22 protein-coding genes and 1 pseudogene are annotated in these 26,448 nt (G+C 58.9%); 16 read left to right on the top strand and 7 right to left on the bottom strand.

Annotated features, from left to right (window positions below; translation table 11 throughout):
• The 3 genes and pseudogenes from QMX84_RS14070 to QMX84_RS14060 all read right to left on the bottom strand — a co-directional run.
• Positions 1-1,456, bottom strand: a pseudogene (locus tag QMX84_RS14070) (RHS repeat protein); the annotation flags it as partial.
• A gap of 254 nt (positions 1,457-1,710) precedes the next feature.
• Complete coding sequence (locus QMX84_RS14065; RefSeq protein ID WP_194289213.1) at positions 1,711-2,355, bottom strand: TetR/AcrR family transcriptional regulator; 645 nt, start codon at positions 2,353-2,355, stop codon at positions 1,711-1,713.
• 114 nt (positions 2,356-2,469) lie between these two features.
• On the bottom strand, positions 2,470-3,846 hold the full coding sequence (locus tag QMX84_RS14060; RefSeq protein ID WP_048371112.1) for a glutamine synthetase family protein: 1,377 nt from the start codon (positions 3,844-3,846) through the stop codon (positions 2,470-2,472).
• Between the two features lie 278 nt (positions 3,847-4,124).
• Between QMX84_RS14060 and QMX84_RS14055 the strand changes: the two genes are divergently transcribed.
• From QMX84_RS14055 to QMX84_RS14020, 8 genes are all read left to right on the top strand, one after another.
• Positions 4,125-4,901: a gamma-glutamyl-gamma-aminobutyrate hydrolase family protein gene (locus tag QMX84_RS14055; protein ID WP_262125319.1), complete on the top strand. Its 777-nt coding sequence runs from the start codon at positions 4,125-4,127 to the stop codon at positions 4,899-4,901.
• Between the two features lie 36 nt (positions 4,902-4,937).
• Complete coding sequence (locus tag QMX84_RS14050; RefSeq protein ID WP_262125317.1) at positions 4,938-6,296, top strand: glutamine synthetase family protein; 1,359 nt, start codon at positions 4,938-4,940, stop codon at positions 6,294-6,296.
• 58 nt (positions 6,297-6,354) lie between these two features.
• Positions 6,355-7,719, top strand: a complete 1,365-nt coding sequence (locus tag QMX84_RS14045) for an aspartate aminotransferase family protein (RefSeq protein WP_123750750.1) — start codon at positions 6,355-6,357, stop codon at positions 7,717-7,719.
• A 184-nt stretch (positions 7,720-7,903) separates the two neighbouring features.
• A complete protein-coding gene (locus tag QMX84_RS14040; protein WP_282364056.1) occupies positions 7,904-9,016 on the top strand; it encodes a polyamine ABC transporter substrate-binding protein in 1,113 nt (370 codons plus the stop codon).
• Between the two features lie 236 nt (positions 9,017-9,252).
• Positions 9,253-10,347 carry a polyamine ABC transporter substrate-binding protein gene (locus QMX84_RS14035; protein ID WP_282364055.1) on the top strand — a complete coding sequence of 365 codons (1,095 nt, stop codon included), beginning with the start codon at positions 9,253-9,255 and terminating at the stop codon, positions 10,345-10,347.
• A gap of 69 nt (positions 10,348-10,416) precedes the next feature.
• Complete coding sequence (gene potA, locus QMX84_RS14030) at positions 10,417-11,559, top strand: polyamine ABC transporter ATP-binding protein (RefSeq protein ID WP_153390027.1); 1,143 nt, start codon at positions 10,417-10,419, stop codon at positions 11,557-11,559.
• The gene (locus QMX84_RS14025) at positions 11,556-12,476 is read left to right on the top strand and encodes an ABC transporter permease subunit (RefSeq protein ID WP_048371123.1); all 921 of its coding nucleotides are present in this window, start codon (positions 11,556-11,558) and stop codon (positions 12,474-12,476) included. Before potA ends, QMX84_RS14025 begins: the two co-directional genes overlap by 4 nt.
• Positions 12,473-13,363 (top strand): ABC transporter permease subunit, encoded by an 891-nt coding sequence (locus QMX84_RS14020; protein ID WP_262125313.1) that lies wholly within the window; start codon positions 12,473-12,475, stop codon positions 13,361-13,363. Before QMX84_RS14025 ends, QMX84_RS14020 begins: the two co-directional genes overlap by 4 nt.
• Positions 13,364-13,442: 79 nt before the next feature.
• On the opposite strand, the gene QMX84_RS14015 is transcribed toward QMX84_RS14020, so the two are convergent.
• On the bottom strand, positions 13,443-13,820 hold the full coding sequence (locus QMX84_RS14015; protein WP_153336157.1) for a hypothetical protein: 378 nt from the start codon (positions 13,818-13,820) through the stop codon (positions 13,443-13,445).
• Between the two features lie 151 nt (positions 13,821-13,971).
• Between QMX84_RS14015 and phoB the strand changes: the two genes are divergently transcribed.
• From phoB to QMX84_RS13980, 7 genes are all read left to right on the top strand, one after another.
• Positions 13,972-14,664, top strand: a complete 693-nt coding sequence (phoB, locus tag QMX84_RS14010) for a phosphate regulon transcriptional regulator PhoB (RefSeq protein WP_048371134.1) — start codon at positions 13,972-13,974, stop codon at positions 14,662-14,664.
• 64 nt (positions 14,665-14,728) lie between these two features.
• Complete coding sequence (gene phoR, locus QMX84_RS14005; protein ID WP_048371136.1) at positions 14,729-16,051, top strand: phosphate regulon sensor histidine kinase PhoR; 1,323 nt, start codon at positions 14,729-14,731, stop codon at positions 16,049-16,051.
• A gap of 123 nt (positions 16,052-16,174) precedes the next feature.
• Positions 16,175-17,515: a hemolysin family protein gene (locus QMX84_RS14000; RefSeq protein WP_048371137.1), complete on the top strand. Its 1,341-nt coding sequence runs from the start codon at positions 16,175-16,177 to the stop codon at positions 17,513-17,515.
• Positions 17,516-17,746: 231 nt separating this feature from the next.
• A complete protein-coding gene (locus tag QMX84_RS13995; RefSeq protein WP_282364053.1) occupies positions 17,747-19,405 on the top strand; it encodes a Na/Pi cotransporter family protein in 1,659 nt (552 codons plus the stop codon).
• Between the two features lie 109 nt (positions 19,406-19,514).
• Positions 19,515-20,897: a pitrilysin family protein gene (locus QMX84_RS13990; protein ID WP_282364052.1), complete on the top strand. Its 1,383-nt coding sequence runs from the start codon at positions 19,515-19,517 to the stop codon at positions 20,895-20,897.
• Positions 20,898-20,985: 88 nt separating this feature from the next.
• Positions 20,986-21,912: a serine O-acetyltransferase EpsC gene (epsC, locus tag QMX84_RS13985; protein ID WP_048371143.1), complete on the top strand. Its 927-nt coding sequence runs from the start codon at positions 20,986-20,988 to the stop codon at positions 21,910-21,912.
• A 574-nt stretch (positions 21,913-22,486) separates the two neighbouring features.
• Positions 22,487-22,912, top strand: coding sequence for a Bro-N domain-containing protein (locus tag QMX84_RS13980; RefSeq protein WP_282364051.1), 426 nt, complete (start codon positions 22,487-22,489; stop codon positions 22,910-22,912).
• Between the two features lie 158 nt (positions 22,913-23,070).
• Here the strand turns inward: QMX84_RS13980 and trpA are convergent, their stop codons facing one another.
• Positions 23,071-23,877, bottom strand: coding sequence for a tryptophan synthase subunit alpha (trpA, locus tag QMX84_RS13975; RefSeq protein WP_048389165.1), 807 nt, complete (start codon positions 23,875-23,877; stop codon positions 23,071-23,073).
• The gene (gene trpB, locus QMX84_RS13970; protein ID WP_123750742.1) at positions 23,877-25,097 is read right to left on the bottom strand and encodes a tryptophan synthase subunit beta; all 1,221 of its coding nucleotides are present in this window, start codon (positions 25,095-25,097) and stop codon (positions 23,877-23,879) included. The genes trpA and trpB overlap by 1 nt, the downstream gene beginning before the upstream one ends.
• A 113-nt stretch (positions 25,098-25,210) precedes the next feature.
• Here trpB and QMX84_RS13965 point away from each other — a divergent pair, with 113 nt between their 5' ends.
• A complete protein-coding gene (locus QMX84_RS13965; RefSeq protein WP_048389163.1) occupies positions 25,211-26,101 on the top strand; it encodes a LysR family transcriptional regulator in 891 nt (296 codons plus the stop codon).
• On the opposite strand, the gene QMX84_RS13960 is transcribed toward QMX84_RS13965, so the two are convergent.
• The gene (locus QMX84_RS13960) at positions 26,098-26,421 is read right to left on the bottom strand and encodes a DUF883 family protein (protein WP_048371150.1); all 324 of its coding nucleotides are present in this window, start codon (positions 26,419-26,421) and stop codon (positions 26,098-26,100) included. The two genes, QMX84_RS13965 and QMX84_RS13960, sit on opposite strands and share 4 nt — an antisense overlap.
• Positions 26,422-26,448: the final 27 nt, after the last annotated feature.

The following is a 26,448-nucleotide window of genomic DNA, read 5'->3' as shown; positions in this document are numbered from 1 at the left end:
GCCCAAGGCCGTCATAGGCATACATTTCATCGTCACTGCTGCCGTTGTCCCGGGTCACCAGCGTCACGGCTTGCAGGTTATTGTTCACATTCCATTGCAGGGTCTGGCCGCGCACTAACGCCAGCTGATTGCCGTTTAAATCAAAATCACGGCCTAACCCCGGTGGTAACGCTGGGGTGTCCGTGCTTTTCAATACAGCATGGTTGCTGGATTGGGCTATCAACATCGAACGGGTGTAACCATGACCTGTGCTGACGTGGTGTTTTAACTCTGCAAGATTGCCGCCCGCATCGTAGGTATAGGTCTGGGTGTAATTGCGCCACACACTGTTATCGGTCGCGCCGAACTGAACCAGCCCTGGAATGTTCGAGGTTGAAGTGTTGTGCGCATTTTCCCGACCCGTGGCACTGATCAGCTGGTACAGCGAGTCATACAGATAGGTACTGACAGCATTGATTTGTGCATTGTTCGACCACTGCGTGGGTTGGGCCGTATCGCTGACCCGCAGCACATTCCCCACGTGGTCATAGTCGTAGGTCAAATCCTGCAACGGGGTTTTTTTCTCGCCTGAACGATAGGTCGTCAGACGTTTCAAACGGCCATCCAGGGGGGAATACTGCATCGTCGTCATGACATTGTTGCCTGAGCGCTCGGACTCCAGTTGCCCCCTTGCATTGACCACGCGCTGGTCAACCAACACTTGCTGGCTGCCGCCCTTGAGCGTCAGGGCATGTTGCTGCAATTGGCCATCGACTGCGTACTGGGTGTGTTGCGAGTTGCCCTTGGCGTCGATGTGTTCGACGACCTCTGCGAAGGCGTTGTAGTGCCAGGTGGTGCTGTAGCGCGGCGAGTCTGCTTTTAGATCATGCTCTGTCAGTGACGGGTAGAACATCCGCTGCTCGCTCAACAATTGGCCCTGCAACGAATACCCTTCGTACAGCAATGCCCCTGAAGGGTCATCGTGACGAATGAGTCGACCACTGCGGTTGGCCTGACGATTGGGCGCATCACTGGCGCCGTAGGTAAACCGTTCGGCATGCCGGACCGTGGCCTCATGCGCTGCCTGCTCGAACACATCCGTTGGCCGGAGCAACGCGTCGAACTCATAACGTTGCTCAGCACCGCGAGAGTCCCAGCGAGCGAGCACTTGCCCCGCCATGCCTCGTAACAACACACGCGTTCCCGCGTCGACACTCTGCGTGCGCAAGGTTTTGCCCGTCAGGCTGTAATGGGTTCGTTGATTGGGGCGCGTTTGTGGACGGTCAAGGCACAAGGCATACAAGCGTGGGTCCCATTGAGTTTCCAGCAAGCCCGTCGCCCCGTAAGTGTGTCGGCGGATGCGCGCCTGCGGCGCAGTGTCGGCTGACGCTCGGTGATAGGCCACACTGCGCAGCACCAGACCACGCGGGTCCATGGCCGCAAGCGTTGGCGTGTGCCGGTGTAGAAGGCTGGGCATGACAATATCCTTAAAGGAGAAATGGCCATGCGAACGTACAAACTCGGCTGAGTGGGCGGGTGGTAAATAATGCTGTGGTTGTGTGTGAATGAGTGGGGGAGCCCTTTGCCCCTCACCCCAGCCCTCTCTCGAGGGAGAAGGCGCTTTATCGCGGTGTTTTCAGGTTCAGTGCATGGCTTGCAGACCGCAGAACCTCTACAACATCCCCCAATCGGTTCCTTCTTCCTCCGGGAGAGGGCTAGGGTGAGGGAGCTTTACGGTTGTCGTTTTGGCAAAAACGGCGGCAGGTATAACCCCAAATACGCATCCACCACGCGCAGGCCTTCTTCGGCCATGCGCGGGGTGATGCTGTCGTGCAGCTGGATCGAGCGTGCATACACCCGATCACCCAGTTCCATTGCCAAGGCAAATACGTCGACGTCCTGCGGCAGTACCGGCAATTCAAAATGGCGCATAAACAGCGCGTGCAGCAGTTGCCCCAGTTCCAGGTCGTGCTGACGGTCGGCCCGGGTGACTTCGGTGAGGCCGTGCTGCGCCAGGATCAGTTGCCGGGCCGCTGCGTCTTCGCTGTAGATAGTCATCATGCGCTGCTCGACCACCCGTGACAGATCACGCCAGGTCGCCAATGCGTCGTGGTCGATGGGCGCTTGCAGGCAGGCGCGGAAAGCACCGTGCACATCCTCGGTCAGCGCTTCGAGCAAGGCCGGCACGCTGGCGAAGAAGTGATACACCGATGACGGCGGGATACCGGCATGCTCGGCCACGCTGTAGATCGACAGGCTGGCGACGCCCTGTGTCGCCAACAAGGTCCGGGCGGCCGCAAGGATCGAATCAATTCGGCCCTGGCTGCGTGCGCGGGGTTTGCGAGGGGTGGCTCGTGGTGTGGCGAGGCGCGTCATGGGTGTCTCCTGCGGGGCTGCAGGCATTGTACGAGCCGGGTTAACCGATTGCACAGCGCAAAAAAAACGCCACGGGCGGTAAAGCCCGTGGCGTTTCTTGGGTACTGCAATCGCTTATACGGTATGCAGGTACCAGTTGTATTCGAGGTCGGAGATGGAGTGTTCAAACTCTTCCAGCTCGCTCTCTTTACAGGCCACAAAAATATCGATGTATTTTGGATCGATGTATTTGGCCATGACCTCGCTATCGTCCAACTCACGCAGTGCATCACGCAGGTTGTTCGGCAGGCTTTGCTCGTTTTGCTCGTAGGAGTTGCCTTCTACAGGAGCACCCGGTTCGATTTTGTTGGTCAGACCGTGGTGAACACCGGCCAGCACAGACGCCATCAGCAAGTACGGGTTGGCATCGGCACCGGCAACCCGGTGTTCGATACGCACGGCATCGGAGGAACCAGTCGGTACGCGGATCGCTACCGTACGGTTATCCAGGCCCCAGCACGGCGAGTTCGGCACATAGAACTGTGCGCCGAAACGACGGTAGGAGTTGACGTTAGGGCAAAGGAACGCCATCTGCGCCGGTAGGGTCTCGAGCACACCGCCGATCGCGTGACGCAATGCGGCGTTCTGCTCGGGATCCTCGCTGGCAAAAATATTTTTGCCATCTTTGTCCAGAATCGAAATATGGACGTGTAGCCCGTTGCCTGCCTGGCCTGGGTAAGGCTTGGCCATGAACGTGGTGTCCATCTCATGGTCGTAGGCGATGTTTTTGATCAGACGCTTGAGCAGTACCGCGTAGTCGCAGGCCTTGATCGGGTCGGCAACGTGGTGCAGGTTCACTTCGAACTGCGCCGGGGCACTTTCTTTAACGATGGCGTCAGCCGGAATGCCTTGCTCTTTGGCACCTTCCAGAATGTCCTGGAGGCAGTCGACGTATTCGTCGAGGTCGTCGATCAGGTAAACCTGTGTCGAGTGCGGGCGCTTGCCGGAAATCGGGGAGCGTGGAGGCTGTGGGCGACCGTTTACGTTCTCCTGGTCGATCAGGTAGAACTCCAGCTCAAAGGCTGCGCAAATGGTCAGGCCAAGATCGTCAAATTTGGTAACAACTTGACGCAGTACTTCGCGCGGATCGGCGAAGAAAGGGTCACCTTCAAGTTCGTGCATGGTCATCAGCAGTTGCGCGGTTGGGCGCTTTTGCCACGGCTCGTTGCACAGGGTGTCAGGGATTGGATAACAGATTCGGTCTGCGTCGCCGATGTCCAGACCCAAGCCGGTGCTTTCCACCGTTGAGCCATTGATATCCAGAGCAAATAAAGAGGCAGGCAAGTTGATGCCCTTCTCGTAAACCTTGTGGAGGCTGGTGCGTTCGATGCGCTTACCGCGCACCACACCATTCATATCCGCAATTAGAAGGTCTACGTACAGAACCTCAGGATGATCCTTAAGGAACGCGTTCGCTTCGTTAAGCTGAACGGCACGCGGGGGTACCGACATGATGCAACACCTTTGTTGTTAAAAATATCAATCATTGAGCGCTACGGGTTTCAGTCAACCCGAACGGCATACCGAAGTCAAGCAACCTATTTTTTGCCCCAAAAAAGCGCTTGAAGGGCATTTTTGACGCATTTTAGGGCGAATTTCGCCCTTATATCGCTTCACTACCCGCAGGCTTGAGCGGGCCGTGTTGTATTTTTTACGGGGGTGTTGTGTAAAAAAATGAACGAGGCTAAGCTCGATTCAAACCCATAACAGCAATAATACCGGGGTGTTACATGTCACGCCTGCCGATAATCGGCGTCACCGCCTGCACCAAGCAGATCGGTTTGCATCCTTATCACATCACTGGCGATAAGTACGTGCGAGCGGTCGCGGTGGCAGCCAAAGGCTTGCCTCTGATCCTGCCGTCACTGGCAGAACTCATTAAACCGTCCGATATTCTGGACGGTCTGGACGGCCTGCTCTTTACCGGGTCACCCTCCAATATCGAACCGCATTTGTATCACGGCCCGGCCAGCGCGCCAGGCACGCTGCATGATCCTGAACGTGATCGCACCACCCTCCCCTTGATCCGCGCCGCACTGGCAGCCGGCGTTCCGGTGCTCGGCATTTGCCGGGGGTTTCAAGAATTAAATGTAGCCCTGGGTGGCTCACTTCACCAGAAATTGCACGAAGTCGAAGGCTTCATCGAGCACCGTGAAGACCCGAGCGCACCGCTTGAGGTGCAGTACGGTCCCAGCCATGCCATGCACGTTCAACCGGGCGGCGTGCTGGCGGGCTTGGGCCTGCCGAGCGACTTCGACGTCAACTCGATTCACACCCAGGGCATTGACCAGTTGGCCCCGGGGTTGCGCATTGAAGCCACTGCACCGGACGGGCTGGTAGAAGCGGTCTCGGTAAAAGACGGCAAGGCTTTTGCTTTAGCAGTTCAATGGCACCCCGAATGGCAGGTAAGCTCTAACCCGATTTACCTCGCAATCTTCCAGGCATTCGGAGATGCCTGCAGACGGCGCGCACACCAACGCGACGCCGATGCGTCAGTAAACGCCTGACTTATTCAAGTCAGGAAACTCAGCCCAGAGGCATTTATGAGTAACAACCTCGACCAGCTCACCGATTGGTTGAAAGACCACAAGATCACAGAAGTCGAATGCATGATCGCCGACCTTACCGGCATTGCCCGCGGTAAGATCTCGCCGACCAACAAATTCATTGCCGAAAAAGGCATGCGCCTGCCCGAGAGCGTATTGCTGCAGACCGTTACGGGCGACTACGTCGAAGACGACATCTATTACGAACTCCTCGATCCGGCCGACATCGACATGGTCTGCCGTCCCGATCAGAACGCCGTCTATGTTGTGCCCTGGGCCATTGAGCCAACCGCTCAAGTGATTCACGACACCTACGACAAGCAGGGCAACCCGATTGAGTTGTCACCGCGCAACGTGCTCAAAAAGGTCCTCAAACTCTATGCCGACCACGGCTGGCAGCCGATCGTGGCGCCAGAAATGGAGTTTTACCTGACCAAGCGCAGCGAAGACCCGGACTACCCGTTGCAGCCGCCGGTTGGCCGCTCGGGCCGCCCGGAAACCGGCCGTCAGTCCTTCTCTATTGAAGCAGCCAACGAGTTCGACCCGCTGTTCGAAGACGTGTACGACTGGTGCGAGCTGCAAGAGCTGGATCTGGACACCCTGATCCACGAAGACGGCACCGCGCAGATGGAAATCAACTTCCGTCATGGCGATGCCCTGTCGCTGGCTGACCAGATCCTTATTTTCAAACGCACCATGCGCGAAGCCGCGCTCAAGCACAACGTGGCTGCCACCTTTATGGCCAAGCCCATGACCGGCGAGCCGGGCAGCGCGATGCATTTGCACCAAAGCATCATCGACATCGCCACCGGCAAAAACATCTTCTCCAATGAAGACGGGACGATGAGCCAGCTGTTCCTCAACCACATCGGCGGGTTGCAGAAGTTCATTCCTGAGCTGCTGCCGCTGTTTGCACCGAACGTGAACTCCTTCCGCCGCTTCCTGCCTGATACCTCAGCGCCGGTGAACGTGGAATGGGGCGAAGAGAACCGAACCGTCGGCCTGCGCGTACCGGATGCCGGCCCGCAAAACCGCCGTGTCGAAAACCGTTTGCCGGGCGCCGATGCCAACCCGTACCTGGCCATTGCGGCCAGCTTGCTGTGTGGCTACATCGGCATGGTCGAAGGCATCAACCCAAGCGCGCCTGTAGTAGGCCGCGGCTATGAACGCCGCAACCTGCGCTTGCCGTTGACCATCGAAGACGCCCTGGAGCGGATGGAAAACAGCAAGACCGTCGAGAAGTACCTCGGCACCAAGTTCATCACCGGTTACGTCGCCGTCAAACGTGCCGAACATGAGAACTTCAAGCGCGTCATCAGTTCGTGGGAGCGGGAATTCCTGCTGTTCGCCGTCTGACACGCCGGGAGCCGCACCTGGAAGGTGCGGTTCCCCAACTGAATAAAAGGAGAGCTGTATGACTAGCAAGAACCCGCAAACGCAAGCCTGGCAACAATTGAGCAACGATCACCACCTGGCCCCTTTCAGTGACTTCAAGCAATTGAAAGAAGTTGGCCCGCGCATCATCACTCACGCCAAGGGCGTGTACCTCTGGGACAGTGAAGGTCACAAGATTCTCGACGGCATGGCCGGCCTGTGGTGTGTTGCCATTGGTTATGGCCGTGACGAACTGGCCGATGCCGCCAGCAAGCAAATGCGCGAACTGCCGTACTACAACCTGTTCTTTATGACCGCTCACCCGCCGGTGCTTGAGTTGTCCAAAGTCATCGCCGACATCGCCCCCGAAGGCATGAACCATGTGTTCTTCACCGGTTCCGGTTCGGAAGGCAACGACACCATGCTGCGTATGGTCCGCCACTATTGGGCGATCAAAGGCCAGCCGAACAAGAAAGTCATCATCAGCCGTAAAAACGGCTACCACGGTTCGACCGTGGCGGGCGCAAGCCTGGGCGGCATGACCTACATGCACGAACAGGGCGACTTGCCGATCCCGGGCATTACCCACATCCCCCAACCGTACTGGTTCGGTGAAGGCGGCGACATGTCCCCGGAAGAGTTCGGTATCTGGGCGGCCAATCAACTGGAAGAAAAGATCCTTGAGCTGGGCGTCGACAACGTCGGTGCTTTTATTGCCGAGCCTATTCAGGGCGCCGGTGGCGTGATTGTTCCGCCAGACACCTACTGGCCGCGCATCAAAGAGATCCTCGCCAAGTACGACATTCTGTTCGTGGCTGACGAAGTGATCTGCGGCTTTGGCCGGACTGCCGAGTGGTTCGGCAGCGATTTCTACGACCTCAAACCCGACATGATGACCATCGCCAAGGGCCTGACCTCGGGCTACATCCCGATGGGCGGCCTGATCGTGCGCGATGAAGTGGTGGCCGTGCTCAACGAAGGCGGCGATTTCAACCACGGGTTCACCTACTCCGGTCACCCGGTTGCCGCCGCCGTTGCCCTCGAAAACATCCGCATCCTGCGTGAAGAAAAAATTATCGAGAAGGCCAACGCCGAAACGGCACCGTATTTGCAAAAGCGTTTACGCGAACTCAACGATCACCCGTTGGTGGGCGAAGTGCGCGGTGTTGGCCTGTTGGGCGCCATTGAACTGGTGCAGGACAAAGCCACTCGCAAACGTTATGAAGGCCGGGGTGTGGGCATGATCTGCCGCCAGTTCTGCTTTGATAACGGCCTGATCATGCGCGCCGTCGGCGACACCATGATCATCGCGCCACCGCTGGTCATCAGCAAAGACGAGATCGATGAGTTGGTGACCAAGGCGCGTAAGTGCCTGGATCTGACCTTGGAAGCATTGCAGGGTTAACTGCTAGGCTTTGGGCGCAAGAAAACTGCGGATTTTATGTAGGCAATTGCGCTTAGAGCCTTAAGAATCAAGGCTCTTCCCTTGAAAGCCTGCCCTGGATCTTGCCAGACTAGCCGCCGGCTTTGGTTACCCTGACATCAGGTCGCTGAATCGGTGGTTTAAAAGAACAATTGGAGCATTACAGATGAAGGCATCAGGTTTTAAAAAAGCTGGCAAGACCCTTCTCGCCCTGTCCTTGATAGGTGTGATGGCCGGGGCAGCACAAGCAGCAGACAAAGTGCTGCACGTTTACAACTGGTCCGATTACATCGCACCCGATACCGTCAAAAAGTTTGAAGACAAGACCGGTATCAAAGTGGTTTACGACGTGTTCGACAGCAACGAGACCCTTGAGGCCAAACTGCTGGCGGGCAAGTCTGGCTACGACATCGTCGTGCCATCCAACAACTTCCTGGCCAAGCAGATCAAAGCCGGCGTTTACCAGGAGCTGGACAAGTCCAAGCTGCCTAACTGGAAAAACCTCGACCCTGCTCTGCTCAAGGCCGTGGGCGATGCCAGTGACCCGGGCAACAAATTCGCGTTCCCGTACATGTGGGGCACCATTGGCATCGGCTACAACCCTGAGAAGGTCAAAGCCGCTCTGGGCGTCGACACCATTGATTCCTGGGACGTGATCTTCAAGCCCGAGAACATCGAGAAGCTGAAAAAATGTGGCGTGAGCGTGCTCGACTCGCCAACCGAAATGCTGCCAGCGGCGCTGCACTACCTGGGCTTGCCGACCAACAGCCAGAAGAAAGACGATCTGCAGAAAGCCGAAGAGCTGTTCCTCAAGGTTCGCCCTTCGATCGCTTACTTCCACTCCTCCAAGTACATCTCTGACCTGGCCAACGGCAACATCTGCGTTGCAGTGGGCTACTCGGGCGACCTGGAGCAATCCATCACCCGTGCCAAAGAAGCCGGTGACAAGGTCAAACTCAAGTACGTGATTCCGAAAGAAGGTGCTGGCAGCTTCTACGACATGGTCGCCATCCCTAAAGATGCCGAAAACGTTGATGCCGCTTACGCCTGGATGAACTACCTGCTGGAACCGGAAGTGATGGCCGAGATCACTAACAGTGTGCGTTTCCCGAACGGTAACAAAGCTGCAACACCGTTGGTGAATAAAGACATCTCGGGTGACCCAAGCATCTATCCGTCGGATGAAGTCAAAGAACATCTGTACGCGATCAGTGACTTGCCACCTGCAACCTTGCGCCTGCTGACCCGCAGCTGGACCAAGATCAAATCCGGTAAGTAACACGGCAATCCTGGAGCGAGCTTGCCTCGCGATCTTTCAAAAGATCAAAAGATCGCGAGACGAGCTCGCTCCTACAAGCCAGATTTCATGTGAAATCAGCGTGTTATCGCAATAAATCGCAGAAAACTTTGCTGTGCAGGTTTATCGAGGGTAAGTTGCGCGCCGGTTTTGTCTTTAGCGGTTCAGCTGCCGGAAGACACGGGCAACTCAGGCCCAACTATTTAGAGGACCACCACGTGTCTATTTCCCTGTTTCGCAAGACCTTGATGGTCGGAGCCGGTTTAGCGCTTGCAGTCAGCGTTCAAGCAGCTCCCACCGTGCACATTTATAACTGGTCGGACTACATAGCACCCGATACCTTGGCCGATTTTGAAAAGGCCACCGGCATCAAACCGGTGTATGACGTCTTCGATTCCAACGAAACGCTGGAAGGCAAGCTGCTGGCTGGCCGTACCGGTTATGACGTGGTTGTGCCGTCTAACCACTTCCTGGGCAAACAGATCAAAGCGGGCGCTTTCCAAAAGCTCGACAAATCGCAGCTGCCCAACTATTCCAACCTGGACCCTGCCTTGCTCAAGCGCCTTGAGCAGAACGATCCGGGCAACCAATACGCCGTGCCGTACCTGTGGGGCACCAATGGCATTGGTTACAACGTCGATAAAGTCAAAGAAGTCCTGGGCGTCGACAAAATCGACTCGTGGGACGTGGTCTTCAAACCAGAGAACATCAAAAAGCTGCAAGCCTGCGGCGTGTCGTTCCTGGATTCGGCCGATGAAATGATGCCGACCGTGCTCAACTACCTGGGCCTGAACGCCAACAGCACCAACCCTGAAGACTACAAAAAGGCCGAGAAAACCCTGTTAGCGGTGCGTCCCTACGTCACCTACTTCCACTCGTCCAAGTACATTTCCGATCTTGCCAACGGCAACATCTGTGTAGCGATTGGCTTCTCCGGTGATGTGTTCCAGGCCAAAAACCGTGCCGAAGAAGCGAAAAAAGGCGTCAACATCGCCTACGTCGTGCCCAAGGAAGGCGGCGCCCTGTGGTTTGACATGCTGGCGATTCCAAAAGACTCCAGCAACGTGAAAGAAGCCCACACGTTCATCAACTACCTGCTGCAACCTGAAGTCATCGCCAAGGTCAGTGACTACGTTGGCTATGCCAACCCAAACCCTGCGGCTGACAAGGTAATGGATGAGTCCATTCGCACCGACGAAGCGGTTTACCCAACCCAGGCGGTGCTGGACAAGACTTACGTTTCGACCGAGCTACCGCCGAACATTCAGCGTCTGATGACGCGTTCGTGGACTAAGGTCAAAACGGGTAAATAGCTCGCAAGACCACCTATCCAAGGCCCGAACCTCTTGTTCGGGCTGCTAAATTTGTTGGGAGTTTCGTAAATGGCTGTTGCCTCCGGCGCCTATAAGAAAGCCCTCGAGGGCGATCAGACCCCTAAACAGGTTCTGGTCAAAATCGACCGGGTCACGAAAAAATTCGACGAGACGATTGCAGTGGACGATGTGTCCCTGGAAATCAACAAAGGCGAGATCTTCGCCTTGCTCGGCGGATCGGGATCGGGCAAATCCACCTTGCTGCGCATGCTCGCCGGTTTCGAGCGCCCAACAGAGGGCCGTATTTTCCTCGATGGCGTCGACATCACCGACCTGCCGCCCTATGAGCGGCCGATCAACATGATGTTCCAGTCCTACGCCCTGTTCCCGCACATGACCGTGGCGCAAAACATCGCCTTCGGCCTCAAGCAGGACAAAATGGCGAGCGCTGAAATCGATGCCCGCGTTGGCGAAATGCTCAAGCTGGTGCACATGACCCAGTACGCCAAGCGCAAACCGCACCAATTGTCGGGCGGTCAGCGCCAGCGTGTGGCCCTGGCCCGTTCGCTGGCCAAGCGTCCTAAATTGCTGCTGCTCGACGAACCCATGGGTGCGCTGGACAAAAAACTGCGTTCGCAGATGCAACTGGAGCTGGTGGAAATCATCGAGCGCGTCGGCGTGACCTGCGTCATGGTGACCCACGACCAGGAAGAGGCCATGACCATGGCCCAGCGCATCGCGATCATGCACCTGGGCTGGATCGCCCAAATCGGCAGCCCGATCGACATCTATGAAACTCCGGTGAGCCGTCTGGTGTGCGAATTCATCGGCAACGTCAACCTGTTCGAAGGTGAAGTGGTCGACGACGCCGAAGGCTACGCGCGCATCAACAGCCCGGAGCTGGAAAACGACATTTACGTCGGGCATGGCGTGACCACCTCGGTCGAAGACAAACACATTACCTACGCGATCCGCCCGGAAAAGATGCTGATCACCACCGAAAAGCCGTCCTACGAGTACAACTGGTCGCGCGGCAAGGTGCATGACATCGCTTACCTGGGCGGCCACTCGGTGTTCTACGTCGAATTGCCTTGCGGCAAGCTGGTGCAATCGTTCGTGGCCAACGCTGAACGCCAGGGCGCTCGTCCGACCTGGGACGATCAGGTCTATGTCTGGTGGGAAGACGACAGCGGCGTGGTACTGCGCTCATGAACATGCGAAAGCTTAAACGCCGACTGCAACGAATAACCCCCGGTGGCCGTCATGTGGTCATCGGGATTCCATTCCTGTGGCTGTTTCTGTTTTTCATGCTGCCGTTCTTCATCGTTCTGAAGATCAGCTTTGCTGAGGCAGACGTCGCGATTCCGCCGTACACCGAGATCCTCAACTACGTTGACCAGAAGCTCGAGATCCTGCTTAACCTGGGCAACTACGCCATGTTGGGCGACGATGAGTTGTATATCGCCGCTTATCTGGGCTCGCTGAAAATGGCCTTTATCAGCACGCTGTTGTGCCTGCTGATCGGCTATCCGATGGCCTACGCCATCGCCAATGCGCGCAAAGAGATGCAGACCGTACTGGTGCTGCTGATCATGATGCCGACCTGGACCGCGATCCTGATCCGCGTTTACGCGTGGATGGGCATTCTGAGCAACAACGGCCTGCTCAATGGCTTCTTGATGTCCATGGGCTGGATCGACCAACCGTTGCAGATCCTCAACACCAACACCGCGGTGTACATCGGTATCGTCTACTCGTACCTGCCGTTCATGATCCTGCCGTTGTACGCCAACCTCGTCAAACACGACCACAGCTTGCTGGAAGCCGCGTCTGACCTGGGTTCGAGCACCTTCAACAGCTTCTGGAAAATCACCGTTCCGCTGTCTAAAAACGGCATCATCGCGGGCTGCATGCTGGTGTTTATCCCGGTGGTGGGCGAATTCGTGATCCCGGAACTGCTGGGCGGCCCGGAAACCCTCATGATCGGTAAAGTGTTGTGGCAAGAGTTCTTCAACAACCGTGACTGGCCGGTTGCTTCTGCACTGGCGGTGGTCATGCTGGCGATCCTGATTGTGCCGATCATCCTGTTCAACCGCAGCCAGGCTAAAGAGCTGGAGGGCAAGATATGAAGCGCATTCGTTTCTCTAGCTTTATGTTGGTGGTAGGGCTGTTGTTCATCTACCTGCCAATGCTGATCCTGGTGATCTACTCCTTCAACGCCTCCAAACTGGTGACGGTGTGGGGCGGCTGGTCGCTGAAGTGGTACATCGGCCTGACCGATAACACCCAACTGATGGGTGCGGTGATGCGCTCGCTGGAAATCGCCTGCTACACGGCGATTGCAGCGGTCGCACTGGGCACCCTGGCAGCGTTCGTGCTGACCCGTATCAGCCACTTCAAGGGCCGTACGCTGTTCGGCGGCCTGGTGACGGCGCCGCTGGTCATGCCTGAAGTGATCACCGGTCTGTCGCTGTTGCTGCTGTTCGTGGCGATGGCGCAGATGATTGGCTGGCCGCAAGAGCGCGGCATCGTCACCATCTGGATCGCTCACACCACGTTCTGTGCGGCCTATGTGGCGGTGGTGGTGTCGGCGCGTCTGCGTGAGCTGGACCTGTCCATCGAAGAAGCGGCCATGGACCTGGGTGCCAAGCCGTGGAAGGTGTTCTTCCTGATCACCATCCCGATGATCGCCCCGTCCCTGGCGGCGGGCGCCATGATGTCCTTTGCCCTGTCGCTGGACGACCTGGTACTGGCCAGCTTCGTGTCCGGCCCGGGCTCCACGACGTTGCCGATGGAAGTGTTCTCGGCAGTGCGTCTGGGGGTTAAACCCGAGATCAACGCCGTGGCCAGTTTGATTTTGCTGGCGGTGTCGCTGGTGACCTTCCTGGTGTGGTTCTTCAGCCGCCGCGCCGAAGAGCACCGCAAAAAGGCCATCCAGCAAGCCATCGACGAAGCCGCTGCCGAGTCCTGGAAACAACCCGATGTACGCCGTCCAAAGTCGCCTGACGCCGCTTAAGCCTGCGATTTAAAAAACCTCGCCTCCTGTCACAGGGAGGCGAGGTTTTTTATGGGCGCTTCTGACCAAACAGCAGGCTTTATGGCTTGGCCACGTGCCACACACCGCCTTTGCCGTCGCCGGTCTTGTCACCGGGGTTCTTGTCGCCTGCAAAGGTGTACAGCGGTTTGTCCTTGTAGACCCATTGTTTCGTGCCGTCTGTGCGCTCGGTCGTTTTCCAGTCACCCATGTCCTTGGCCTCAGACTTGGCGGGCAGCGGTGGCCAGTTCTTGGCGCAGGTGTCGTAGCACGTCGACTTACCGTCAGCATCCTTGTCGTACGTGTAGAGCGTCAAGCCGACGTGATCAACCAGAAAGCCGTCCTTGACCATGGCCGGCTCGTCAGCAAAGGCCAGCCCCGGTAGCGCCAACGCGGCGGCCAGCAACAATGCCTTTAGGGAAGTAGTGTTATAAGTCATCGGAATCGTCCTTTTTGTGGTTGTACGATTTGAGATCAAAGCGTAGTCCACTAATCTGCGGAGCGCTTTTAGGCCCAAAGCTGTCACACGACTGCAATAATTCCGTTATCTAATGCGCCACAAGACAGTTAAATGACACGAGGGTTACGGCATGGTTGGCAGGAGCATTTTGATCGTAGATGACGAGGCACCGATCCGCGAGATGATCGCGGTGGCCTTGGAAATGGCTGGCTACGATTGCCTGGAAGCCGACAATGCTCAGGACGCTCACGCCATCATCGTGGACCGTAAGCCTGACCTGATTCTGCTGGACTGGATGCTGCCCGGCGGCACATCGGGGATCGAATTGGCCCGTCGCCTGAAACGCGAAGAGCTGACCAATGACATTCCGATCATCATGCTCACCGCCAAGGGCGAAGAGGACAACAAGATCCAGGGCCTGGAAGTGGGCGCTGATGACTACATCACCAAGCCTTTTTCCCCGCGTGAACTGGTCGCCCGCCTCAAGGCCGTGCTGCGCCGTGCAGGCCCCGCCGACAACGAATCACCGATTGAAATCGGCGGCCTGCTGCTCGACCCCATCAGCCACCGCGTCACCATCGACGGCACCCCGGCCGACATGGGCCCCACCGAATACCGCCTGCTGCAATTTTTCATGACCCATCAGGAACGCGCCTACACCCGCGGCCAGTTACTTGACCAAGTGTGGGGCGGCAACGTGTACGTTGAAGAACGGACCGTCGACGTGCACATCCGTCGCTTGCGCAAAGCCCTCGGCGAAGCGTATGAAAATCTGGTACAAACCGTGCGCGGCACCGGTTATCGGTTTTCAACAAAAGCGTAATGAAGCAGCGGCAAGCTAAAGGCTGAGCCGCTTCTAGCGTGAGGCTCACAACGGGACGTGTGACTTGAACCCAAATTGGCATGGCACTCTGATTCGCCATCTATTGCTTTTGATTACCGGCTGCCTGTTCATCGGGCTGATCAGTGGGTATTACGGCTGGAGCCTGGTCGTCGGTCTTGGCCTTTATCTGGGCTGGACCCTTAAACAGTTGCTGCGTCTGCACGATTGGCTGCGCAATCACCAACCCGACGAAGCACCGCCCGATGGCTACGGCCTGTGGGGCGAGGTGTTTGACAGCATCTACCACCTGCAACGCCGCGACCAGCGCGTACGCGGGCGCCTGCAAGCGGTGATTGACCGTGTGCAAGAGTCTACCGCCGCCCTCAAAGACGCCGTGGTCATGCTCGACAGCCATGGCGACCTGGAATGGTGGAACCGCGCCGCCGAAACCTTGCTCGGCCTCAAGACCCCGCAAGACAGCGGCCAGCCGGTCACCAACCTGGTTCGCCACCCGCGCTTCAAGGAATATTTCGACAACGGCAACTATGCCGAACCGCTGGAAATTCCTTCGCCGGTCAACGACCACCTGCGCATCCAGCTCTACATCACCCGCTATGGCAACAACGAGCACCTGATGCTGGTGCGCGACGTCACCCGCCTCCACCATCTGGAGCAAATGCGCAAAGACTTCATTGCCAACGTGTCCCATGAACTGCGCACGCCGTTGACGGTGATTTGCGGCTATCTGGAAACCCTGCTTGATAACGTCGATGACGTGAACCCGCGCTGGAAGCGCCCGCTGTCACAAATGCAGCAACAGGGCGAACGCATGCAGACGCTGCTCAATGACCTGCTGTTACTGGCCAAGCTGGAAGCCACCGACTACCCCTCGGACAACCAGCCGGTGCCTATCGACGCCTTGCTGCGCTCGATCAAGGGCGACGCCCAGGCGCTGTCCGGGCAACGCAACCAGACCATCACCCTGGACATCGACACCAACGTGGCCCTCAAGGGCAGCGAAGCCGAGCTGCGCAGCGCGTTTTCCAACCTGGTGTTCAACGCCGTCAAATACACCCCGGACGGCGGCTCTATCCGCATTCGCTGGTGGGCAGACCACTTGGGCGCGCACCTCAGCGTGCAGGATTCGGGGGTCGGCATCGACAACAAACACCTGCCGCGCCTGACCGAACGCTTCTACCGCGTAGACTCCAGCCGCAACGCCAGCACCGGCGGTACGGGCCTGGGCCTGGCCATCGTCAAACACGTGCTATTGCGCCACCACGGGCACCTGGACATCAGCAGCGTATTGGGCCACGGCAGCACTTTTACCTGCCAATTCGACCCGGTTCAGGTCATAAAACCCAGGATTAGCGCCTCTGTCAGCTGACCCGTGTGGCAAAAGCCCACTAGGCAAGCATCGCATCAGCCGCTACATTGCTTGGCCGGGGCCTGTTTTAGCAGGCCCTGAAACCCTCAACTCGTTGAATATTGGAACCCGTAAAACTCCATCATGGACCCTTCCCCTGGCTTGACCCTCGCAACACTCTTCGCCGACTTCGGCATGATTCTTTTTGCTCTGATCCTGGTACTGCTCAACGGTTTTTTCGTTGCGGCTGAATTTGCCATGGTCAAACTGCGCTCGACCCGGGTCGAGGCCATCGCAGACGTCAACGGCTGGCGCGGGCAGATCCTGCGCACCGTGCACAACCAACTCGACGCTTACCTCTCCGCCTGCCAATTGGGTATCACCCTGGCCTCGCTGGGCCTGGGCTGGGTCGGCGAGCCGGCGTTTGCCCACTTGCTCGAACCGCTGCTCGGCGCGCTGGGCGTGCAATCGCCAGAAGTGATCAAAGGTGTGTCGTTCTTTACCGCCTTCTTCATCATTTCGTACCTGCACATTGTGGTCGGCGAACTGGCCCCTAAATCCTGGGCCATCCGCAAACCCGAAACCCTGTCGCTGTGGACAGCCGTGCCGCTGTACCTGTTTTACTGGGCCATGTACCCGGCCATCTACCTGCTCAACGCCAGCGCCAACGCCATATTGCGGATTGCCGGCCAAGGCGAGCCCGGTGCTCACCATGACCACGCCTACAGCCGCGAAGAACTCAAACTGATCCTGCACTCCAGCCGTGGCCAGGACCCGAGCGACCAAGGCATGCGCGTGTTGGCCTCGGCCGTGGAAATGGGCGAACTGGAAGTGGTCGACTGGGCCAATTCACGCGAAGACCTGGTGACCCTGGACTACAAGGCGCCGCTCAAGGAAATCCTCGCACTGTTCCGCCGTCACAAGTTCAGCCGCTACCCGGTCTACGACGCCGACACCAACACCTTTGTCGGCCTGTTGCACATCAAGGACCTGCTGCTTGAGCTGGCCGACCTCGATCACCTGCCCGAAACCTTCAACCTTGAAGAACTGATCCGCCCGCTGGAGCGCGTGTCACGCCACATGCCGCTGGCGCAGTTGCTGGAGCAGTTCCGCAAGGGCGGCGCGCACTTTGCCCTGGTGGAAGAAGCCGACGGCAAAGTGGTCGGCTACCTGACCATGGAAGACGTGCTCGAAGTGCTGGTGGGCGACATTCAGGACGAACACCGCAAGGCCGAGCGCGGCATCCTCTCGTACCAGCCGGGCAAACTGCTGGTGCGCGGTGACACGCCGCTGTTCAAGATCGAGCGCCTGCTGGGCGTCGACCTTGACCACGTCGAAGCCGAAACCGTTGCGGGCCTGATCTACGACACCCTCAACCGTGTGCCCGAAGAAGAAGAGCAACTGGAAGTTGAAGGCCTGCGCATCATCATCAAAAAGATGAAAGGCCCGAAAATCGTCCTGGCCAAAGTGCTGAAGCTCAACTAACCCGGCTCTCCTGTAGGAGCGAGCTTGTCTCGCGATCTTTTGAGCGTTTAAAAGATCGCGAGGCAAGCTCGCTCCTACAGTGAAGATGCAAATGTTTCACAAATGTTTCAACACACCGCCAGCTGTGCGATGCTGGCGTTCTGCTCAATTGCCGACTACAGCTTAAGAAACATCTGTAAGAACGGCCTGCAGCTATCTGATCCTCCAAAGTATCGACCACAGGGAGCCAGCATGCTGACCCTGCTCAATCTTCTCTCTGCCGTGACCCTGCTGATCTGGGGCACGCACATCGTGCGAACCGGTATCTTGCGGGTTTACGGCACCAACTTGCGCCATGTCATCGGGCAAAACGTGTCCAGACCGATACTCGCGTTTATCGCCGGTATCATCGTCACCGCCATGGTGCAAAGCAGCAACGCCACCGCCCTGCTGGTGACCTCCTTTGTCGGCCAGGGCCTGATGACGCTCACACCCGCGCTGGCAACCATGCTCGGGGCCGACGTCGGGACCGCGCTGATGGCACGGGTGCTGACCTTCGACTTGTCGTGGCTGTCACCGCTGCTGATTTTTTTGGGCGTGATCTTCTTCCTGTCACGCAAACAAACCCGCGCCGGGCAACTGGGCCGCGTCGGGATTGGCCTGGGCCTGATTATTCTGGCGCTGCAACTGATCGTCGAAGCCGCCTCGCCCATCACCCATGCCCAAGGGGTGAAGGTGATTTTCGCCTCGTTGACCGGCGACTTGCTGCTCGATGCCTTGGTCGGCGCGGTGTTTGCGATGGTCTCGTACTCCAGCCTGGCCGCCGTGTTGCTCACCGCGACCCTGGCCGGCGCCAGCGTGATCAGCCTGCCCGTGGCCGTTGGCCTGGTGATCGGCGCCAACATCGGCAGCGGCGTGCTGGCGTTTCTCAGCACCAGCATGCAAAACACGGCGGGGCGGCAGGTGGCGCTCGGTAGCCTGCTCTACAAATTGATCGGTTTGCTGTTGATCATGCCGGTGCTCACGCCGCTGGTGGACTGGATGGACAGTCTTAACTTCAGGCCGCAAGAGCTGGTCATCGGCTTCCACCTGCTCTACAACACCACGCGCTGCTTCTTGATGCTGCCCACCATCGGCCTCATGGCACGGCTGTGTGCCCGGCTATTGCCCGAGCGCGACATCGCCAACGGCAGCATCACCCCACGCCACCTCGACCCTGCAGCACTCGACACGCCCACCCTGGCGCTGACCAACGCCGTGCGCGAAACCCTGCGCATTGGCGACCTGATCGACACCATGTTGGTCAATATGCTCGACGTTCTGCGCGGCAAGCAAACCTCGATGACGCAAGCAATGCGCCCCCTCAGCGATGACGTCGAAGTGCTCTACAGCGCGGTCAAACTGTACCTGGCGCAAATGCCCCGCGAAGACTTGGGCGAACACGACAGCCGCCGCTGGGCCGAGATCATCGAACTGGCGATCAACCTCAAACTGGCCAGCGACCTAATCGAGCGCATGCTGCGCAAAGTCCAGCAGCAGAAAACCTCGCAACGCCGTTCGTTTTCGGCCACGGGGCTTGAAGAGCTGGTAGACCTGCAAACCCAGCTCATCGAGAACCTGCGCCTAGGCCTCACGGTGTTCCTGAACTCGGACCCACACATCGCCCGCCAACTGCTGCGCGAAAAACGCCGCTTTCGCGCACAAGAGCGGCGCCTGGCCCACGCCCACGTGAACCGTTTGCAACAAAAAATCACCCAAAGCATCGAAACCAGCTCCGTGCACCTGGAGCTGATTGCCGACATGCAGCGCCTGAATTCACTGTTTTGCGGCAGCGCTTACGTGGTGCTGGAAAACACCGATACCGGCGCGCTGGAACCTGAAGACAACGCCGACACCCTACATTCGCCCTGAACGTTGCACGCGACCGTGTTGTCAGTCTGTAAGCAGCGTCTAACCTGCACAGACTGACACGCTGCGCCACTCGCCCTCTCAAAACGGATTCAGAGATCCAGGGATTTTTATGCGTTGCCTGCTGTTTATCTGCGTGCTGCTGGGAGCAGCTCAGAGTTTTGCCCTCGACCGCTTCAGCGTAGAAGGCTATCAACTGCCTAACGGCTTGCAATTGATCCTCAAGCCCGGCTACGAGCGCGGCCATGTGTCCATTCGCTTGGTGGTCGGCGTGGGCATGGATGACTTCAGTTGCGCCGATCAACAGTTACCCCACCTGCTTGAGCACTTATTGTTCAGCGGCGTCGACGACAGCGGTGAAGGCGGCCTGGAAGAGCGCATGCAAGCGCTGGGCGGCGAATGGAACGCCTACACCAGCAACGCCGACACCACCTTTGTGATCGAAGCCCCGGCGAAAAACCAGCGCAAAATCCTCGACCTGCTGCTGAGCCTGCTGACCCGCACGCAAATGACCGAACAGCGCATCAGTGAGGCCAAGCAAGTGGTTGAGCGCGAAGACGGCGGCCACTATTCGCACCTGCAGCGCTGGCTGGATCGCCAGGACCTCGGGCACAGCGCCAGCAACCAGTTGGCGGTGGAACTGGGCCTCAAATGCGCCGAACGCGCCGAGGTACATAACCTCACGCGCCAACAGCTCGAAGCGGTGCGCAACACGTGGTATGCCCCCAACAACATGACCCTGATCATGGTCGGCGACCTCGACCGCCTGCTGCCGGCGTATCTGGAACGCACCTACGGCGCACTCGAACCGGTCGACCCCAGCGAGCACCTGCCGCTGCCCGCCATCGAAGCCAAGGCTGACACCGAACGCACATTGGTGCGCGGTGTAGTCGGCGAAACGGCCAAGCTGCATTGGTTGCTGCCGGAGCCGGTGATCGACGACCAGAACGATGAAACCTGGGACCTGCTGCGCGATTACCTGGAGTGGTCGCTGTACAGCGAGCTGCGGCTCAAGCACGGGTTGTCTTACGGGCCTTGGACCGAGCGCGAAGTGTTCGGTGGCGTGAGCTTTTTAAGCCTCAACGCCGACCTCGCCCGCGATGACGTGGCCAAGGCCCAACAGGTGATGAGTGAGCTCAAACAACGTTTGCTAAAGGACGGCCTCGATCCGCAGACCTTTACCCGCCTCAAAAACGCCGCGGTGGCGCGCCAGGCCTGGGCTGTGCAGGGCAACAGTGCCTTGGCTGATTATTACTGGAGCGCCTTGGGCGACTACGACGGCGGCCGGTTTGCCGACCCGTCCAAACGCTTGCAAGCGGTGACACTTGAGCAAGCCAACAGCGCGTTGCGCCAATTGTTTGCCAAGCCCGGTTATGTGCGTATCGAAAAACCGCTGTTCAGCTATAACGGCTTGACCGTGGCGCTGGCGGCGGCGTTGAGCGTGTTGGTGCTGATGTTCGTGGGCTGGCGAATCTGGCGTCGACGCACGCGTTGATTGGCTAAGCCCGAAACAGTTTGATACCGTAAAAATCATTGCCCATTCGCGGCTGATCAATCAGCCCCCAGCGCGCGGAGAATTCAGCGTGAGTGAACGTTCCAACCCTTGGCAGTTGCAAACCATCGTCGGCCAATTGCGCACGGCCCGTAACCAGTGGCGTTCGCAAAACGGCCGTGTCAGCGGTGAACTGGGCGGCCGCGAGCTGCCTTCACGCGCCGCGATGGCCGAGATCCTTGAGGCCCTGTGCGGCGCGTTGTTCCCGATGCGCCTGGGCCCGGTCGACCTTCGCGAAGAGAGCGAAGACTTCTACGTGGGCCACACCCTCGACGTAGCGCTCAACGCGCTGCTGGCCCAGGCGCGGCTTGAGCTGCGTTACGCGGCGCGTCAGGCCGGATTGCCGGATGCGGGCGTGGACGAGACGGCGACCGTATTGATCCAGGACTTTGCCCTGGCCTTGCCGCGCCTGCGCAGCATCCTCGACACCGACGTCCTGGCCGCCTACCACGGCGATCCGGCGGCGCGCAGTGTCGACGAAGTCTTGCTGTGCTATCCGGGGATTCTGGCGGTGATTCACCACCGCCTGGCGCACCACATGTACCGCGCCGGTCTGCCCTTGCTGGCCCGCATCAGTGCCGAAATCGCGCATTCGTCCACCGGCATTGATATTCACCCGGGCGCGCAGATTGGTCGCAGCTTCTTTATCGACCACGGCACGGGCGTGGTGATCGGAGAAACCGCGATCATCGGTGAACGTGTACGTATTTACCAAGCGGTGACCTTGGGCGCCAAACGTTTCCCGGCGGACGAATCGGGCCAACTGCAAAAAGGCCACCCGCGCCATCCGATCGTTGAAGACGACGTGGTGATCTATGCCGGCGCGACCATTCTGGGGCGCATCACCATTGGCAAAGGCTCGACGATTGGCGGCAACGTCTGGCTCACCCGCAGCGTTCCGGCGGGCTGCAACCTGACCCAGGCCAACTTGCAGCATGACGACGGCTCGCAGAAGTAAAACCGCGTGATGCCTTGCCCTCACCCTAGCCCTCTCCCGGAGGGAGAAGGAACCGATTGGGGGATGTTGTAGAAGTTTTGCGGCCTGCAAGCCATGCACTGCCCCTGAGAACACCTCGGTAAAGCTCCCTCTCCCGGAGGGAGAAGGAACTGATTGGGGGATGTTGTAGAGGTTCTGCGGCCTGTAAGTCATGTACTGAACCTGAGAACACCTCGGTAAAGCTCCCTCTCCCGGAGGGAGAGGGTTGGGGTGAGGGCGACTTCTCGGACATTTCCTGCAACCCGTAGCGGCGTTGACCCGCTTGTGGGGCCGGGTTGGCAGGCCTAGTCTTGGGGCTGTCACTGCAAAATCAGTGACAGGGCGTAGGAACCCTTTTTTACCCTCGGCGCGCAAGTGTCCACCTTTCTGATTGCGGCACTTTTTTTGTGTCCGTACCATCAGTCATGGCGGTCGTGCGCGGGCACGTTTCGACGTGGCCGGTTACCCTGGGACCCGGTTCCTACCCCGCGCATGACTGCCACCCAGCCCGTAGGAAGGCTATTGGCAGTTCCTCAACGCCCAGGAACCGCACCTCATGAAAACCATCACACCCGACCCACCCCGCTCAAACACCGACTACACCCACACCTTGCTCAGCGACCACGCCGCCACCCGGCGTGCCTTGGCGCATTACGAGATTGATCCCGAGCCACTTAACAGCCGAATTTTTGTGCGTCATCGCCTGCAATTGCGAGTGGTGTGGTTGGGGGATCAAATGTGGTGTTGCGCACGCGATCTCGGCCGTTTGATGGGCCGCACGCTAGGGCGTAAAGGGTTGGCCAAGCTGGATGCTGATCAGCATCAGGAATTACCGATCCGTAGCCACGGCGCCGTGCAAGACACCTTGATGCTCAGCGAATCGGGGGCGTATGCGATGTTGCTGTACCACTACCACCCCGAGAACCGCCATTTGCGCCAATGGCTGACCCATGAAGTGGTGCCCGCCATGCGCGGCGGGTGAAGCCTTGCCCTCACCCCAACCCTCTCCCGAGGGAGAGGGAGCTTTACCGAGTTGTTCTCAGGTTCAGTGCAAGGTAACAGGCTGCCAAAAATCTTCAGCAACCCCCAATCAGTCCCCTCTCCCTCCGGGAGAGGGTTAGGGTGAGGGGCTTTTGACTTTTAGCGAGCAGTCCGCACGCCTTCGGCCAAGGCAGCGCACAGGCTCAGTACGCCATCGACCGCTTGTTCCGGGGTGGCTGCGTTTTCGATTTTGTCGATCAAGGCCGACCCCACCACCACACCATCCGCCAAGCGGGCAATCGCCGCCGCTTGCTCCGGGGTGCGAATCCCGAAACCTACGCTGATCGGCAAGTCGGTGTGACGGCGCAGGCGCGCAATCGCTTCGCTCACTTGGTCTGTGGTCGCGGAGCCGGCGCCGGTCACGCCTGCCACCGACACGTAGTACACAAAGCCCGAGCTGCCATTGAGCACTTTAGGCAGGCGCGCATCGTCAGTCGTTGGGGTGGTCAGGCGGATGAAGTCCAGGCCCGCCGCTTGCGCAGGGTCGCACAGCTCTGAGTTGTGCTCGGGTGGCATGTCGACCACGATCATGCCGTCAACGCCAGCCGCTTTGGCGTCAGCGATGAATTTAGCCACGCCGTAATGGTGGATCGGGTTGAAGTAGCCCATGAGCACCAGCGGCGTGTCGCTGTTGCCTTCGCGGAACTCGCGCACCATTTGCAGGGTTTTCGCCAGATTTTGCTTGGCACCCAGCGCACGGATGTTGGCCAGCTGGATCGCCGGGCCATCGGCCATTGGATCGGTGAAGGGCATGCCCAGCTCGATCACGTCAGCGCCCGCAGCAGGCAGGCCTTTGAGGATGGCCAGCGAGGTGGCGTAATCCGGGTCACCGGCGGTGACAAAGGTCACCAGCGCAGCGCGGTTTTGTTCTTTGAGTTCGGCAAAACGCGTTTGCAGGCGGCTCATCAGTGTTTCTCCTGCTGGGACTGTTCAACGTGGTGCATCACGGTTTGCATGTCTTTGTCGCCTCGGCCAGACAGGTTGACCACCATCAGGTGATCGGCCGGCAAGGTCGGTGCACGCTTGAAGACTTCGGCCAGCGCGTGGGCGCTTTCAAGGGCCGGGATGATGCCTTCAAGGCGGCAGCATTTATGGAACGCATCCAGCGCTTCGTCGTCGGTGACCGAGGTGTACTGGACGCGGCCGATGTCGTGCAACCATGCGTGTTCCGGGCCGATGCCGGGGTAGTCCAGGCCCGCCGAGATCGAGTGGGCGTCGATGATCTGGCCGTCGTCGTCTTGCAGCAGGAAGGTGCGGTTGCCGTGCAACACGCCCGGCTCGCCGCCGTTGAGGCTGGCCGCGTGTTTGCCGGTTTCAATGCCGTAACCGGCCGCTTCAACACCAATGATTTCAACGCCGGTGTCGTCCAGGAACGGGTGGAACAAGCCCATCGCGTTGGAACCACCGCCGATGCACGCCACCAGACTGTCCGGCAGGCGGCCTTCCTGGGCTTGCATCTGCTCGCGGGTTTCCTTGCCGATCACGGCCTGGAAGTCGCGCACCATCGCCGGATACGGGTGCGGGCCAGCCACGGTGCCGATCAGGTAGAAGGTGCTGTCGACGTTGGTCACCCAGTCACGCAGCGCTTCGTTCATGGCGTCTTTCAAGGTGCCGGTGCCGGCCACGACCGGGATCACTTCGGCGCCCAGCAGTTTCATGCGGAACACGTTGGCCTGTTGGCGCTCGATGTCGGTGGTGCCCATGTAGATCACGCATTGCAGGCCAAAACGTGCAGCCACGGTAGCCGTCGCAACGCCGTGCATGCCAGCGCCGGTTTCGGCGATGATGCGTTTTTTGCCCATGCGCCGCGCCAGCAAAATCTGACCGATGCAGTTGTTGATCTTGTGCGCGCCGGTGTGGTTCAGCTCTTCGCGCTTGAGGTAGATCTTGGCGCCACCGCAGAACTCGGTCAGGCGCTCGGCAAAGTACAGCGGGCTCGGACGGCCCACGTAGTCGCGCTGGAAGTAGGCCAGTTCTTTGATGAACTCAGGGTCTGTTTTGGCCAGCTCATACTCGCGATCGAGGTCGAGGATCAGCGGCATCAGGGTTTCAGCGACGTAGCGGCCGCCGAATGAGCCGAACAGGCCATTGTCGTCCGGGCCGTTACGCAATGTGGATTGGGTCATGTGACGCTCCAGATAAAGAGGTGCGAAGGTCGATGGGCCTGACTTTACGCGCGACAACGTCAGATGAAAACCGATAAGATCGCCACAACCTGTCAGGAAAACTCACAGATACCATGAGCCGCGACCTCCCGCCCCTGAACGCTCTGCGCGCGTTCGAAGCCACCGCCCGCCTGAACAGCGTCAGCCAGGCGGCCGAGCAGCTTAACGTCACCCACGGTGCCGTTAGTCGGCAAATCAAAGTGCTTGAAGAACACTTGGGGGTCAGCCTGTTTGTGAAGGAAGGCCGCGGCCTGAAGCTTACGGACGCCGGGATCCGCCTGCGCGATGCCAGCAGCGAAGCCTTCGACCGCTTGCGCAATGTATGCACTGAACTCACGCAAAGCCATGTCGACGCGCCGTTTGTGCTGGGCTGTTCGGGCAGCTTGCTGGCGCGCTGGTTTATCCCGCGTCTGGGCCGTTTAAAAGCCGACTTGCCGGATTTGCGTTTGCACCTGTCGGCCGGTGAGGGCGATCTGGACCCGCGCCGCTCCGGGCTGGACGCGTGGCTGGTGTTTGCCGAGCCGCCATGGCCCGCCGACATGCAGGTGTACGAATTGGCCAGTGAGCGCATCGGCCCGGTGCTGAGCCCGCATTACGCGCATTACCCGCAACTGTGTCAGGCACCGGCCAGCGCCCTGCTGGATGAACCGCTGCTGCACACCACGTCGCGACCACAGGCGTGGCCCAGCTGGGCACAGCAACAGGCGATCGATGCGAAGGCGTTAAATTACGGGCAAGGGTTTGAGCACTTGTACTACTTGCTCGAGGCCGCAGTAGCGGGCCTGGGTGTGGCGATTGCCCCCGAGCCGTTAGTGGCGGAGGACGTGCGGGCCGGGCGCCTGGCTGCGCCGTGGGGCTTTACTCAAACCCCGGCGCAGCTGGCGTTGTGGGTGCCCAAGCGCGCCGCAGATGGGCGCGCTCGGCAACTGGCGCAATGGCTCAAGGCTGAGCTAGCGCAAGATTAGTTACGTTTGCAGAGCAGAAAAGCCGCCAGCAGGCCCAATGCACCCAGCGCAACACCGGCGGTGGCATACGGATGCTCTTGTGCGTATTCACGGGTGGCGATGGCGGTTTCGCGGGTTTTGTCTTTCACTTCTTCATACGCGTCGCTGAGCAGGTGACGCGAATGTTTCAGCGCGTTCTCGGCATTGCTTTTGAGGGCGCCAAGGGTCTTCTTGGACTCGTCAGACGCGTCGTGCTTGAAGCTCTCCAGAGACTTGAGCAGGCTCTCGATCTCGGCTTCCATGCTTTGCAATGACGCTTTACGTGAAGTATTGCTAGCCATTAGGGCTCTCCTGCATTTGTGAGTGAG

This window comes from Pseudomonas sp. PS01297, assembly GCF_029959305.1.
Taxonomy (GTDB): domain Bacteria; phylum Pseudomonadota; class Gammaproteobacteria; order Pseudomonadales; family Pseudomonadaceae; genus Aquipseudomonas; species Aquipseudomonas helleri.
This window is presented reverse-complemented; position numbering and strand designations above follow the sequence as displayed.